The following is a 14,174-nucleotide window of genomic DNA, read 5'->3' on the forward strand; positions in this document are numbered from 1 at the left end:
CTCCCCGCGAGGCACAAGCATGAACCAACCCACCCGTTTGCCCATTGCCAGCGAGCTCAGCGCCAGCGAAGCGCTGCGCCTGCTGGATGCCCTCGAAACCACTCCGCCGGCGGACGTGCAGACCCAGCTGCTGGCCGAACTGCGCGAGCTGGTGCTCGGCGTGCTGAAGATCGCCCCCGAGGATTTCTCGCCCACCCGGCCACTGATGGACTACGGCCTGGATTCCATCGCCTCGACGGAAATCGGCACCCTGTTCACCGCCCGGTTCGGCATCACCGTGCCGCCCACGGTGTTCTTCGAATTCCAGGACCTGACCAGCTTCTGCGGCTACCTGCTGAGCAGCCACCGCGCGCAGCTGGAAAGCCGCTACGCCCTTGCGCCGGCCGCCGTGCCCGTGCCCGTAGCGACACCGGCACCCGTGCCGCCGCCCCGTGCCGCGGCGCAACCCCAGCCAGCGCCGCTGCAGCACGAGGCGATCGCGCAGGCCAGCCCGGCCGCCAGCGGCCCACTGTCCATCGAATCGCTCTGGCAGGCGTCGGCGCTGCCCAGCGAGCCGGCGTCCAGCGACGAACCCGCGCAAGCCCTGCTCGACAGCCAGCTCGCCACCTGCCGCCAGGCCACCCGCCTGCAGTTGCTGCGCCCCGACGCGCCACGTCTGGAATGCGCGACCTACGGTGCCGGCCGTCCGGTCCTGCTGCTCGGTGGCCTGGTCATGCAGTACGACGTGATGTGGCGCCTGCAGATGCAGGCCCTCGGCGCCCGGCACCGCCTGCTGATGTTCCACCTGCCCGGCTGCGGCGCGGCGGAGCTGCCGGCACGGTTCAGCATCGACGACCTGGTCGCCGACCTGGTCGACCTGCTCGACCAGCTGAATATCCACGAGCCCATCCCGGTCATCGGCTACTCCTTCGGCGGCGTGCTCGCCCAGGCCTTCGCCCTGGCCCATCCCGAGCGCTGCGCCGGGCTGTGCATCAGCGTCAGTTCACCCTTCAGCGAAGGCGCCAGCGACTTCCCGGTGCTGATGCGCGAGCTGCAGAAGAGCCCGCGCTTCATGACCCTCAACCGTGGCTGGAACATGCCGGCGCTGCCGGCCTACCAGCAGGTCATCGGCGACTTCGACCTGCGCCCGCGCCTGTCCAGCCTGAAGCGTCCGTGCCGGATCATCTGCGGCAGCGACGACGCCTATCAGCCGCCGGCCTATTCGGCGCTGATCGCCGCCGCCGTGCCCCATGCCGAACTCATCGAAGTGGCCGGCGCCGGGCACCTGCTGGGCTTCACCCACCATGAGCACTACAACCAGCTGCTGCTGGAATTCCTCGCCAGCCTGCCGACGCCCGAAGGCCCGGTAGAGCCGCCTCCGCCGACGCGGATCTTCCGCCCGGCCAGCACGCAGACCCTGGAAACCCTCGCCGACTACGTGCGCCAGGGCGAACAGGGGCATTGCGCGATCCTCTCGGCACCGGCGGCGCAGACCGCGGTGCTGCTCAACCACCTGAGCCAGCGCGGCAAGCGCGAGCCAGGCGACTACCGCGCGTACTTCATGACCTCGCTGGAAGAAGCCTTCGACGCCGCCCTGCGCCTGGCCCGCCACCACGCGCGCAATCGCACCCCGGACGGCGCCGCCGGGCTGCTGCTGATCGATGCCAGTGGCTACTGGGCACGCTATTTCGACCCGCTGCAGCGCGGCGAGCACGACGCCCTGGTGCCCGGGGTACGGGTGGTCGCCAGTATCGCCGAGGCCCTTGCCCTGCTCGCCGGCCAGGGCCCGCGGGAGCTGGCCGCGGTGGCCTGCGTCGAGGCCGCCGATGCCAGCCCCCAGGCCTGCGACGAACTGATCGCGCGCCTGGCCGGCAGCGGCATTCTCAGCCTGCTGGTCGAGCCGTGCGCAGACCCGGACTGGCCGCTGCTGGCCCTGCGCGAGAGCGCCGACCTGCTGGTCTTCGGCGAAGGCCTCGGCGGCTTCCAGGCCCCGCTGGGCGCCTTCCTGGTGCACGAGCGGGTCAACAACCCCTGGCTGATGACGCCCAACGAAAGCTACGTGCGGCATGTCATGAGCAACTTCGGCCTGCCCCTGCGCCTGGCTTTCGACGAACTGATGCAGCGTTTCGCCCCGGGCCTGCCCGGCGACCTGCTGCGCCAGCTGCGCCGCATCGACGGCAGCAGCGAGGCGACCTACCAGGCGCACCTGCGCCACGGCAACAGCGGCTATGCGCGGATCGCCCGCATGCACGGTTTCGCCGCGCGCTTCCATGAGGCCCGCGGGGTGCGTTCGCGGCTGCGCGTCGATGGCCAGCCGTCGCGGGAGATCATCGACTGCTTCGTCAACGTCGGCACCTGCCCGCGCGGGCTGAACCCCGAGGATGTGATCGAACAGGTCGGCGCCCGCCACGATCCTGGCCACGACTACTGGCAAGAGCTGAGTGCGCTGCTCGGCGAGCGCAGCGGTCTGCCCCGGGCGCTGCCGGCATCGAGCAACGTCACCGCGGTGGAAGCGGCGCTGACCCTGGGCCTGCTCGGCGCCCGAGGCGAGCGGCGCAAGCTGCTGTGCTTCAGCGGTGGACTGGGCTTCTCCATGCTCAGCGCGGCGTCCTCGCGCAACGAGACGTTCGATATCTTCCGCCAGCCGTTCGAGCCGCTGCATGGGCACACCGTATTCATCGACCCGCAGGCGGCGGATGCCGAGGCGCAACTGCAGGCGCACCTGCTCAGTGGCGAGATCGCCCTGGTCTGGTTCGAGACCCTGCAGGTCGATGCCAACGCCGCGCGCCCGCTGCCGCCGGCACTGATCGCCCTGATCGAACGGCATCGCGAAGCCGGCGGTTACCTGGTGGGCGTCGACGAGACCCAGACCAACCTGATGACCGGCCGCTTCCTGCACAGCGAAACCCAGGTGACCCGGCCGGACATCGTCGCCCTCGGAAGCGCCCTGTGCGACAGCCTGCTGCCGATGGGCGTGGTGCTGTACCGCGACGACCTCGAACAACGGGCCGGGCAACGCCAGCCACGGCGCCTGGCCGACCTGCGCGAACGCGGCATCGTCCAGCTCGGCGCGCATATCGCCCTCAACTGCCTGCGCGCCCTCGAACGCGACGATGCGCTGGGCCAGGCGCGCGCGCAGGGCGAGTACTTCAAGCAGGGGCTGCTGGCCTTGCAGGGCGAGTTCCCGCTGATCCGCGAGGTGCGTGGCGAGGGCCTGCTGCTCACCGTGCAACTGGACCTCGCCGGCACCCCGGCGTTCGTCGAGCGCAGCTTCGGCTACCTGTTCTGGGGCCATCTGCTGCGCGACCCGCAAGGCGGTGTCGCCGCCGCGGTATGCCCGATCTACAACGACTGCCTGCGCTACCTGCCGCCGCTGAACATCGACCGCGCGGCCATCGACCTGATCCTCGCCAACCTGCGCCGCGCCCTGCTGCGCGGCATCGACGGCGTGCTCGACGAATGCGCCGAGTACAACCGCACCCTGGGCGATACCCGCACCGCCGACTTTCTCGCCGGGCTGATTCCGGCAAAAAAAAAAGGAGCCACCCTGTGACTGAGCACATCAGCGTCATCCCGCCGAGCCTCGCCGAACCAGGCGTGGTCCCTGTCCGTCCGCTGCCGGGCCGTGGCGCGCGGGTCTGCATCGTCGGCGCCGGGGTCGGCGGCCTGTCCATGGCCCGCGCGCTGAAGCGCAAGGGCATCGCCTTCGACTGCTTCGAGCGGCGCGAGCGCATCGGCGGGATCTGGGCCTTCGACCCCAGCGGCCGGCACACGTCGGTGTGGTACAGCATGAACATGAACACGCCCAAGGGCCTGTACCAGTTCAGCGATTTCCCGATGCCCAGGCATTACCCCGACTTTCCCTCGCACCGCCAGGTCCATGCCTACCTGGAGAGTTTCGTCGAGCATTTCGAACTGGGCGACTCGATCCACCTGGACTGCCCAGTGCAGCACACCGAGCGCCTGCCGGACGGGGTCTGGCGGGTCACCCTGGGCTCCGGCGAGGTGCGCCACTACGACGCCCTGGTGGTCGCCAACGGCCATCACAACACGCCGAACTTCCCCGCCTACGCCGCCGCCAGCGACATCGACGCGATCCACTCGCAGCAGTACCGCTACCGCCACGGCTACCAGGACAAGCAGGTGCTGGTGGTCGGCGTGGGCAACAGCGGCGCGCAGATCGCCGTGGACGTCAGCCATGACGCGCGCATGACCTTCCTGTCGCTGCGCCGCGGGGTCTACGTGCTGCCGCACTACCTGTTCGGCATCCGCATCGACAAGGTCATGGGCCGCCTCAACGACTGGTGGGTGAAGAAGCTCCTGCCCTACCCGCTCACCGGCCTGCTGTTCACCGGGCTGTACAAGGCGCTGATCGCCAAGCGCAAGCAGCTGGGCATGCCCAAGCCCGACCACCTGATGATGTCGAGCCTGCCGACCCTCTCGGAAAACTTCGCCAACCGTGTCGGCGACGGCAAGCTGAAGATCGTCCCGCAGGTCAGCCGCATCGACGGCAACACCGTGCATTTCGTCGACGGCAGCCAGCAGCAGGTCGACGCGGTGATCTACGCCACCGGCTACCACACCGACTTCCCGTTCCTGCCGGAAGCGTTGCTGAAGATCGAGGACAACCGCATTCCGCTGTTCCAGCGCATCTTCCTCCCGGAGGTGCCGAACCTGGCGTTCATCGGCCTGTTCCAGGCGGTGACCTGGGGCTTCCTCGACATGATGGAGCGCCAGGCCGAACTGACCGCCGACTACTTCGCCGGCCAGTACCTGCGCCCGGACGCCGCCGCCGAGCGCCAGCACATCGGCGCCGAACGCAAGGTCATCGAACGCGAGTTCCTCGCCACCCCGCGCAACAACTACGAAATGCACGGCCCGACCTACATGCACTACCTGGCCAGGGAATGGCGCCAGGGCCGCGAGCGCGCCAGCACCACCGGCAACGTCAGCCCGCTGCAGGCCAGGGCCCACGAGTATGAAGCGATGGCCGCGCTGGCCCGGGAGAGCGTGCCATGCCAGGGCTGAACGCCGCGCCGCTGGCGGTGGTCGGCATGGCCGGGCGCTTTCCCGGCGCGCCGGACCTGCGGGCCTTCTGGGACCTGCTCGACAAGGGACGGGATGCGGTGACGCGGGTGCCGGCCGAGCGCTGGGACTGGCGCGAGTACGACAGCGCGCTGAATCCCGGCGAAGACACCAGCTATTGCCAGCGCGGCGGCTTCATCGAGCAGGCCGACTGCTTCGACGGGCGCTTTTTCGGCATCCTGCCGCGCGAGGCTCAGGGCATGGACCCGCAGCAGCGCCTGTTCCTGCAGTGCGCCTGGAACGCCCTGGAGGACGCCGGCCACGCCCCGGGGCAACTGGCCAAGCGTCGGGTCGGGGTGTTCGTCGGCGTCGGCCATGCCGACTACCCGGCGCTGATGCGCCGCGACGGTGTGCCCAGTGACGCCTGGCGCGGCACCGGCATCGCCCTCACCGCCATCGCCAACCGGGTGTCGTACTGCCTCGACCTGCACGGCCCCAGCGAAAGCATCGACACCGCCTGCTCCAGCTCGCTGGTGGCACTGCACCGCGCCAGCCAGTCGCTGCGCGCCGGCGAATGCGAGCTGGCGATCGTCGGCGGGGTCAACCTGCTGCTCGGCCCGGAACTGTTCGTCGCCTTCGCCAAGGCCGGCATGCTCAGCCATGCCGGACACTGCCAGACCTTCGCCGCCAGCGCCGATGGCTACGTGCGCGGCGAAGGCGTGGCGGCCCTGGTGCTGACCCGCACCGAGACGGCCGCCGCCAATGGCGACTTCATCTACGGCGAAGTCCGCGGCAGCGCGCAGAACCATGGCGGCCGCGCCTACAGCTTCACCGCGCCCAACCCGAGCGCGCAAAGCGAAGTGATTCGCCAGGCCTGGGCCCAGTCCGGCCATTCGCCGCGCCTGGCCTGCCTGATCGAAACCCACGGCACCGGCACACCGCTGGGCGACCCGATCGAGATCGATGCGCTCAAGCAGGCGGTCCCCGCCGACGCGGGCCCGACCATCGCCCTCGGCGCCCTGAAAAGCCAGATCGGCCATCTGGAGGCCGCCGCCGGTATCGCCTCGGTGGTCAAGAGCCTGCTGTGCCTGCAGCGCCGCCAGCAGGTCGGCAACCTGCATCACGCCAGCCTCAATCCGCAGATCGAGCTGGAAAGCAGCCCGTTTCGCCTTGCCCAGGGCGGCGCGCCGCTGCGGGCGGCGGATGGCGCGCCATTGCTGGCTGGCGTCAGTGCCTTCGGTTTCGGCGGGGTCAACGCCCATGTGGTGTTGCAGGCCGCCGACGCGCCGACCTCCGGCGAAGACGACTCAACGCCCTGGCTGATGCTGCTCTCGGCCAAGGACGACGACGGCCTGCGGGCCCGCGCCCGGCACCTGCTGGAAGCCCTGGACGCCGAGCCCGCCGACCCTCATCAGCACCCGCGCGAGGAATTGCTGGAATGCCTGCGCGACCTGCTCGGGCTGATGCCGGCCAGCGACGCCAGCCCTACTCGCCTGGCCACCCTCAAGGTGGATGCCGGCTATTTCGTCGGCTGCCTGGAGCAGGCCCTCGACGCCCGCCAGCTCGACGTGCCGATCGATGCCTGGCGCGGTGCGCTGACCCTGGAGGAAGTGGCGCAGCGCCTGGTGGCGGAACTGCCGACGCAGTCCGACCGGGCATCGCGCCTGGCCAGCCTGCCCGCCGTGCCCTTGACCGGCGCCAGCCTTGGCGCGATCGCCCGGACCCTGCACGAAGGCCGCGATGCCATGGCCAGGCGCCTGGCGTTCGTCGCCGCCAGCCACGCGCAGCTGGTCCAGCGTCTGCGCGCGTTCCTCGCCGGCGATTGCGACGCGCTGTACGTCGGCGATGGCAGCGCGGCCACGGCCGCGCCGGAGCCGTTGGCTCAGCCCGTCGATGCCGCGCAACTGGCGCGCTGGGCTGCGTACTGGGTCAACAGCAAGGCGGCGGCGCCGGACTGGGCCGGCCTGTATGGCGAGCGGCCACGCCCCGGCAAAGTCCCGCTGCCGGGCTATCCATGGCGCGCCGAGCGTGTCTGGTACACCCCGTCGAGCAAGCCCGTCGCCCGTAGCCGGGTCGGCGCCGCCCAGGCCTGGCGCGACTGCTGGGAGCCTGGTGCCGCGCCACCCGCTTCGGCCATGGCCCTGGCCGGCCTGCTCCAGCACGCCCTGGCCGGGCACGGCGATACGCCGCTGGCCTGGCGCGACCTGTGCTTCGGTCCGCCACAGGAACTGACGGACACCGATACGCTGAATTTCAACCAGGTCGACGCCCAGTGGCAGGCCAGCCAGAACGGGCAGGTGCTGTTGCAGGTGCGCGAAGACGCGTCCCACGACGCCCCCGCCGCCGTCGCCAATGTCGCCGTGGCCAGCGCCCTGGCGACCAGCGCGCTGTATGCCGGGCTGGCCGACAAGGGCCTGCGCTACAGCACCGCGGGACGTGTCCTGCGCGAGGTGCGTGGCGCCGCGGACAGCCTCCACGCCAGCCTCGGCAACCTCGACGATGCCGACCTCTGGGCCGTGCTGCTGGCCACCCTGGCGGGCGCTCCCGCGCTGCTCGCCGAGGCGAGCGCGCCACGCCTGCCGTTTCATATCCGCCAACTGTGGCTCGACCCGCGCGCGCTGCCCGGCGCCCGCCAGTTGAGCCTGCGCCGGCAGGGCCAGCGCTGGGCGCTGGACCTGAGCCACAGCGACGGCCGCCGCGCCCTGCACCTGGACGGTGTCGAACTGCGCGCCCTGCCGGCACAACCTGCACAGGTGAGCGCATGAAGGCCTGGCTGTTCCAGGGCCAGGGCAGCCAGCGCAAGGGCATGGGCGCGGCGCTGTTCGCCCGCTTCCCGGCGCTGCGCGACGAAGCCGCCGGGATTCTCGGCTATGACCTCGCCCGCCTGTGCCAGGACGATCCCGAACAGGCGCTGAACCAGACCCGCTACACCCAGCCGGCGATCTACGTGGTGTCCTGGCTCGGCTATCTCGCCGCCCGCGAAGACGGCGTCGAGGCGCGCTTCGCCGCCGGGCACAGCGTGGGTGAGTACGCCGCGCTGACCGCCGCCGGGGTGATGGACTTCGCCCTCGGCCTGCGCATCGTCGCCGAGCGCGCGCGGCTGATGGCCGAGGTGCGCGGCGGCGGCCTGCTGGCCCTGCTCGGCCAGGACCAGGAACAGGTCACCGCGCTGCTCGCCGAACTGCCCGAAAGCGGCCTGGCCATCGCCAATATCAACAGCCCGCGGCAGATCATCGTCGGCGGCGCGCAGGCGCCACTTGCACAGCTCGCCGACCTGTGTGCCGCGCGCAGCCTGCGCGCCCTGCCGCTGAAGGTCAGCGGTCCGTTCCACACCCCGCACATGGCCGCGGCGGAGGCGGCCTTCGGCGAATTCCTCCAGGGCCTCGCCGCGCGCTTCGCCGCGCCGCGCTTCCCGGTCATCGCCAACCTCGATGCCCAGCCCCACAACCGCGAGGGCCTGGTCGAGCGCCTGTCGCGCCACCTCAGCCAGCCGGTGCGCTGGCAGCAGGTGGTGCAACGCCTGCTCACCGAGGGCGTCGAGGACTTCATCGAGATCGGCCAGCCGGCGATTCTCGGTGGCATGCTCAAGGACATCCGCGCCCTGGCGCCAGCGCCACAGCCACAGCCACAGCCACAGGCCGTGGAGCGGCCGCTGCTGGTGCAGGCCATCGCGCCGCGCCAGGGCGCCGAAGCCCTGCTCGGCGAACTGGCCCGCCACGGCGTCATGGGCCTGCTCGACGGGCATGGCCTGGACGACCCTGAACTGGAGCGGACCCTGGACCGCTACAACGCCAATCCGCACCTGCGCGGACGCTTCGGCGTCAGCCTCGGCGGCGCCGCGCGCCTGGCTCGGGTCGCCGAACAGGGGGTGCGCTGCATCGAGATCGCCGCCCACGACCTCAACGCCGGGCTGCGCCAACGCTGGCCACAGGTGCACTGGCTGGTGCGCCTGGAACGCCATGAAGACCTCGACAACGGCCTGGCCCATGCCGACGCCCTGCTGATCGCCGCCGACCGACACATGCCGCTGCTGCTCGAAGCCCTCGCCCGCCGCGAACGCCAGGCGCGCCAGCCGCTGATCGGCGCCGGCGGCCTGGCCGCAAGCCCCGCGGGCGTGCAGGCGCTGCTCGACCTCGGCGTCGACTTCGTCGCCCCCGGCGCGCTGTTCCTCCTCGCCAGCGAGGCCGCGCTGCCCCTCGATGTGCAGCAGCGCCTGGCGCGCATGGGTCGCCAGGACCATCGCCTGCTCAGCGACTGGCGCTACCCGGAACTGCACAGCCGCAGCCCCGGCTATGTGCTCGACCAGGCCGCCCAGGCCGCCAGCGAAGCGCAGCAGGCGCTGTACCTCGGCGACAGCATCGACGCCGCCGCGCGACGCGACCTGCACAACCGCATGCAGGCCGGGCTGGCGCGGACCCAGGTGCACGGCGACGCCTCGCTGTGGCTGTTCAACCACTGGCGCCGCCAGCACGCCGCCGACCTGCCCATTCCACTGCCCGCGGCCCAGTTGCTGGAGCTGCTCAGCCCCGCCGCCCGTCCAAGGAGAACTCCATGAGCCTGATCGACACCCTGCAACGCCATATCAGCACCTTCATCAGTACCGAAGCCGATCTGCCGGCCGACGAGATCGACCTGCACAGCCCGCTGGGCGCGCTCGGTGTCGGCTCGCTGCTGGGCACGCGGCTGATCGGCAACCTGGAAGAGCATTTCGCCGTGCGCCTGCGCCCGACCCTGCTGTTCGAACACCCGAGCATCGCCGAACTGGCCAGCGCCGTCGCCGGGATCGTCGCGGGCGACCAACAGAAGGAGTCCGCGCATGTTTGACAAGACCGGCCTCACCCCACAGGAACTGCTCACCGCCAGCGGTCAGCTGGCGATCCACGATTGCCTGGCGCTGCGCGCGCGCCTGCACCCGCACAAGGTGCTCTTCACCCTGCTCGACGACGACGGCGAGGAGCAGCAGCGCCTGACCTACGGCGAACTGTTCGGCCGGGTCGGCGCCATCGCCCGGCAGTTGCGCGAGCACAGCGCGCCGGGCGATCGCATCGCCCTGTTCTTCCCCCAGGGGCTGGAGTTCATCGCCAGCTTCCTCGCCTGCCTGGACAGCGGGCGCATCGCCGTGCCGGTCAACCTGCCGAACCGGCGCCGGGTCGAGCGCTGCCTGAGCATCCTCGAAGACAGCGGCAGCCGCCTGCTGCTGGTCGCCGACAGCGAACGCGAGGCACTGGGCCAGGCCTTCGCCGGCAGCTTCGCGGCGCAATTGCCCATGCTCGCGCCAACCCCGGCCAGCGCCGCCGACATGCCCTGGGTACGCCCCGACGACAGCGACCCGCAACGCATCGCCTTCCTGCAGTACACCTCCGGCTCCACCTCGGCGCCCAAGGGGGTGATGGTCAGCCACGGCAATATCAGCGCCAACCTGCGCATGATGCGCGACGCCTGGGCGCTGGATCAGGACTGCGACTTCGTCACCTGGCAGCCCCATCACCACGACATGGGGCTGATCCTCGGCCAGTTGCTGCCGATCATGCTGGGCAACCACACGGTGATCATGGCGCCGTCCACCTTCGTCCGGCAGCCGCTGCTCTGGTTGCAGGCCATCGCCCGCTACAAGGCGCGCCTGGCCGGCGGACCGAACTTCGCCTACAACCTCGCCGTCGAGCGCTACGACGCGCAGCGCCTGGCCGGGCTCGACCTGTCGCACTGGACCCATGCCCTCAACGGCGCCGACGTGGTGCGCTCGGTCAGCCTCACCCGCTTCGCCGAGTGCTATGGCGCCCACGGTTTCGCGGCGAGCAGCTTCCTGCCCTGCTATGGCCTGGCCGAAGCGACCCTGTTCGTCGCCGGTGGTCCCCATGGCCAGCCGGTGCGCACGCTGCTGGCCGATGCCGGCGTGCTCGCCGCCGAGCATCGCCTGGCCTTGCCCTCGGGCGCGGAGCAGGTGCAGGAACTGGTGGGCTGTGGCGAGCCCTCGTGGGAGGTGCGGATCGCCACCGTCGACCCGACCAGCCTGCAGCGTTGCGCGCCGGGGCGGATCGGCGAAATCTGGCTGCGCGGTCCGGCCATCGCCCAGGGTTACTGGCGCAACGACGAAGCCACCGCCACGGCGTTTCACGCGCGCATCGCCGATGATCCCGGGCACACCTGGCTGCGCACCGGCGACCTCGGCTTCGTCGAGGAGCAGGATCGCCAGCTGTATGTCTGCGGCCGCCTGAAAGACCTGATCATCTGCGAGGGGCGCAACCTGCATCCGGAAGATATCGAGCACCGCGTGCTCGAAGCGCTGCGGGAGGTCCGTGCACAGAGCTGCGCGGTGTTCAGCCACGACAACGAGCAGCAGCGTCAGCTCATCGTTGCCGCCATCGAACTCAACCGCGAGCTCAAGCGCTGGCTGCAGGACGACCCGCGCCAGCTCAAGGCCCTGGTGCGTGGTGCGGTGGCGGACAGCCATGGCATCACCCTGAACCGCATCGTCTTCGTCCTGCCCACCAGCATCCACAAGACCACCAGCGGCAAGATCCAGCGCGGGCGCATGCGCCAGCTGTACCTGAGCGGGGAACTGGAGCTGGTCGATGGCGCCGAATGAGGCCGGGCTGGTGCAGTGGCTGGCGGATCCCGCGGCGCCGCTGAGCCTGGTGTGTTTCCACTGTGCCGGCGGCAGCGCGCAGAGTTTCTTCCCGTGGAAGAAGGCCGCCGCGGGCGTGTGCGAGCTGTATGCCGTGGAGATGCCGGGGCGTGCCCGGCGTCTGCGCGAACCTTTCGCCGCCTCGGTGGCGGCGCTGGCCGAGGGCTTCGCCCGCCAGTGCCGGGAGCTGCCGGACAAGCCCTTGCTGCTGTTCGGTCACAGCCTGGGCGCCCTGCTCGCCTACGAAACCGCCCGCCGCCTGCTGGCCGAGGGCACGCGGCGGCCGCTGGCCCTGCTGGTGTCGTCGCGGCAGAGCCCGGATTGGCTGCCGGTGTGCGCCGGCCTGCCGGAACTGAACGACCAGGCCCTGCGCGACTACCTCGCCGACCTTGCCGGGACGCCGCGGGAAGTGCTGGAGAACAAGGCGATGATGGATCTGGCGGTGCCGGTGTTGCAGGCGGATCTGCAGTTGATCCTCGGCTACCGGCATGAGCATGCGCGGCCGCTGGAGATTCCCGTCTGGGTATTTGGCGCGGTGGATGACCGGCAGGTGAGCTACGAGTCGCTGCTGGCCTGGCAGCGGGTCGGGGGCGCGGGGTTCGGGTTGCGCATGATCGAGGGGGGGCATTTTGCGGTGATGGAGCGGGTTGAGGGGGTGTTTGGGGTGGTGCGGGGGTATGGGTTGGTTTGATATTCATGGCGCCCGCGGCGCATCGCTGTGCATGACGACACCCTTCTAGCGCCCTCCAGATCGAGCGCCGCCCGCGCGGCGCTTCGCGAGCAAGCTCGCTCCCACAGTTTGTTGCAACGTACCTATGTCTGTCAGGCCATGGTTGACCGCCTTGTTGGTTCGACTCGATATCCAGGTCGACCACAACGGCCTCTCTGCTGACTCCAGCCATGCACCCAGGCTGGCAACCCCAATCCCACAGGCCATGGCGCGTTGCAATAGACTGTGGGAGCGAGCTTGCTCGCGAAGCGCCGTGCGGACGGCGCTCGATCTCAAGTGCGCTAGAAGAACATCGTCATGCGCTCGCGATGCGCCGCGCGGGCGGCGCTCGATCTCACAGGCGCCGGAGATCCTCAGCCAGGCAGACCATCCCCCCAACTCACCCCAGACACCGCGTCACATGCTTCACCGACTGATACGCCGACAACCCCCACGGCCCCAGCTCGCGCCCGATGCCGCTGCCCTTGGTCCCGCCCCACGAGGTCTCGACGAACACCGCCTGGATCGAGTTGATCCACACATGCCCCACTTCCAGGGCATCGGCAACCCGCTCGGCACGCTGCAGATCCCGGCTGACCACGGTGGCGACCAGGCCGAAACGGCTGTCGTTGGCCAGGTCGATCGCCTCCTGCTCGGTGGAGAATCGCTGGCTGCACAGCACCGGACCGAAGATCTCCTCGACCCACAGGCGGCTGTGCGCCGGCACGTCGGCATACAGGGTCGGGCTGACGAACCAGCCACTACGGTCCAGCGGCTGGCCACCGGCCAGGCACGTCAGGCCCTCCTCCTTCGCCACGGCGAAATACGCCGCGACCTTGAGCCACTGGCCCTGGCTGGTCAGCGGGCCCATGTCGACGTCCTCGGTCAGCGGATTGCCAACCCGCAACGAGTCCAGCGCCACCGCCAGGCGCGCCAGCAAGGCATCGGCGATGCCGTCCTGGATCAGCAGGCGCGAGGTGGCCGAGCACATCTGCCCGGCGTTCCAGCAGATCCCGGCGACGATCCACTCCACCGCCTGGTCCAGGTCGCAGTCGTCGAACACCACGATCGCCGACTTGCCACCCAGCTCCAGGGTCACCGGCCGGCACTGCGCCGAGGCACTGCGCATCACCTGGCTGCCGACGGTATTGCTGCCGGTGAAGGACAGCTTGTCGAGACCGTTGTGGTTGCTCAGGGCGATGCCGGTTTCGGCCTTGCCGACGACGATGTTCAGCACCCCGGCCGGCAGGCCGAGGGTCTCGGCGATCTGGCCGTAGCTCTGCTCGATCAGCGGGGTGATCTCCGACGGCTTGAGCACCACGGTGCAACCGGCGGCCAGGGCCGGGGCGAGTTTCCAGGCGCTGGTCACCAGCGGGAAGTTCCACGGCACGATCAGGCCGACCACGCCCACCGGCTCCAGCCGCGTGCGGGCAGTGAAGCCCGGCGCGGCCAGGGCCACGCCGGGGTCCTTGCGGGCCTGCTGTTCGATCAGGTCGGCGTAGTAGGCGAAGGTGGCGACGGCGTCGTCCAGGTCCACTTCGGCTTCATGGCGCGGCTTGCCGTTGTTGCGCATCTGCAGGGCGATCAGTTCCTCGCGGCGCAGGCCCAACTGCTCGGCGAAGCCGCGCAGGTAGCCGGCACGGCGTGCCACGTCGAGGCCCTTCCAGGCCGGCAGGGCCTCGCGCGCGGCGCTGATGGCCTGGTCGACCTGGGCCGCGCTGGCGGCCTGCAGTTCGGCGAAAGGCTCGCCCAGGGCGGGATCGAACACCTTGATGCTGTCGGCGCCGGCGCCATCCACCCAGCGGCCATCGATGTAATGCGTCATGTACTGCTCCA

8 protein-coding genes are annotated in these 14,174 nt (G+C 70.3%); 7 read left to right on the forward strand and 1 reads right to left on the reverse strand.

Features of this window, described 5'->3' with window-relative positions:
• Positions 1 to 19: 19 nt before the first annotated feature.
• The 7 genes from CHB99_RS12970 to CHB99_RS13000 are packed head-to-tail and all read left to right on the forward strand — an operon-like array spanning position 20 to position 12,320.
• Positions 20 to 3,532 carry an alpha/beta fold hydrolase gene (locus CHB99_RS12970; protein ID WP_042129490.1) on the forward strand — a complete coding sequence of 1,171 codons (3,513 nt, stop codon included), beginning with the start codon at positions 20 to 22 and terminating at the stop codon, positions 3,530 to 3,532.
• The gene (locus CHB99_RS12975) at positions 3,529 to 5,007 is read left to right on the forward strand and encodes a flavin-containing monooxygenase (RefSeq protein ID WP_042129469.1); all 1,479 of its coding nucleotides are present in this window, start codon (positions 3,529 to 3,531) and stop codon (positions 5,005 to 5,007) included. Before CHB99_RS12970 ends, CHB99_RS12975 begins: the two co-directional genes overlap by 4 nt.
• The gene (locus CHB99_RS12980; protein ID WP_042129466.1) at positions 4,995 to 7,769 is read left to right on the forward strand and encodes a beta-ketoacyl synthase N-terminal-like domain-containing protein; all 2,775 of its coding nucleotides are present in this window, start codon (positions 4,995 to 4,997) and stop codon (positions 7,767 to 7,769) included. The genes CHB99_RS12975 and CHB99_RS12980 overlap by 13 nt, the downstream gene beginning before the upstream one ends.
• Positions 7,766 to 9,559, forward strand: coding sequence for an acyltransferase domain-containing protein (locus CHB99_RS12985; protein WP_052419548.1), 1,794 nt, complete (start codon positions 7,766 to 7,768; stop codon positions 9,557 to 9,559). The genes CHB99_RS12980 and CHB99_RS12985 overlap by 4 nt, the downstream gene beginning before the upstream one ends.
• Positions 9,556 to 9,828 carry an acyl carrier protein gene (locus CHB99_RS12990; RefSeq protein ID WP_042129464.1) on the forward strand — a complete coding sequence of 91 codons (273 nt, stop codon included), beginning with the start codon at positions 9,556 to 9,558 and terminating at the stop codon, positions 9,826 to 9,828. The genes CHB99_RS12985 and CHB99_RS12990 overlap by 4 nt, the downstream gene beginning before the upstream one ends.
• Positions 9,821 to 11,590, forward strand: a complete 1,770-nt coding sequence (locus tag CHB99_RS12995) for a fatty acyl-AMP ligase (protein WP_042129462.1) — start codon at positions 9,821 to 9,823, stop codon at positions 11,588 to 11,590. Before CHB99_RS12990 ends, CHB99_RS12995 begins: the two co-directional genes overlap by 8 nt.
• Positions 11,577 to 12,320, forward strand: coding sequence for a thioesterase II family protein (locus CHB99_RS13000; RefSeq protein ID WP_042129461.1), 744 nt, complete (start codon positions 11,577 to 11,579; stop codon positions 12,318 to 12,320). The genes CHB99_RS12995 and CHB99_RS13000 overlap by 14 nt, the downstream gene beginning before the upstream one ends.
• Positions 12,321 to 12,738: 418 nt before the next feature.
• On the opposite strand, the gene CHB99_RS13005 is transcribed toward CHB99_RS13000, so the two are convergent.
• Positions 12,739 to 14,163 (reverse strand): aldehyde dehydrogenase family protein, encoded by a 1,425-nt coding sequence (locus CHB99_RS13005; protein ID WP_042129037.1) that lies wholly within the window; start codon positions 14,161 to 14,163, stop codon positions 12,739 to 12,741.
• Between the last annotated feature and the right edge of the window lie 11 nt (positions 14,164 to 14,174).

Source organism: Pseudomonas japonica, from assembly GCF_900188455.1.
GTDB lineage: Bacteria > Pseudomonadota > Gammaproteobacteria > Pseudomonadales > Pseudomonadaceae > Aquipseudomonas > Aquipseudomonas japonica.

Excerpts from the sequence above, each read along its gene's own strand:
- CHB99_RS12970 (WP_042129490.1), top strand. The coding sequence starts at position 20 with ATGAACCAACCCACCCGTTTGCCCATTGCCAGCGAGCTCAGCGCCAGC.
- CHB99_RS12980 (WP_042129466.1), top strand. The coding sequence starts at position 4,995 with ATGCCAGGGCTGAACGCCGCGCCGCTGGCGGTGGTCGGCATGGCCGGG.
- CHB99_RS12985 (WP_052419548.1), top strand. The coding sequence starts at position 7,766 with ATGAAGGCCTGGCTGTTCCAGGGCCAGGGCAGCCAGCGCAAGGGCATG.
- CHB99_RS12990 (WP_042129464.1), top strand. The coding sequence starts at position 9,556 with ATGAGCCTGATCGACACCCTGCAACGCCATATCAGCACCTTCATCAGT.
- CHB99_RS12995 (WP_042129462.1), top strand. The coding sequence starts at position 9,821 with ATGTTTGACAAGACCGGCCTCACCCCACAGGAACTGCTCACCGCCAGC.
- CHB99_RS13000 (WP_042129461.1), top strand. The coding sequence starts at position 11,577 with ATGGCGCCGAATGAGGCCGGGCTGGTGCAGTGGCTGGCGGATCCCGCG.
- CHB99_RS13005 (WP_042129037.1), bottom strand. The coding sequence starts at position 14,163 with ATGACGCATTACATCGATGGCCGCTGGGTGGATGGCGCCGGCGCCGAC.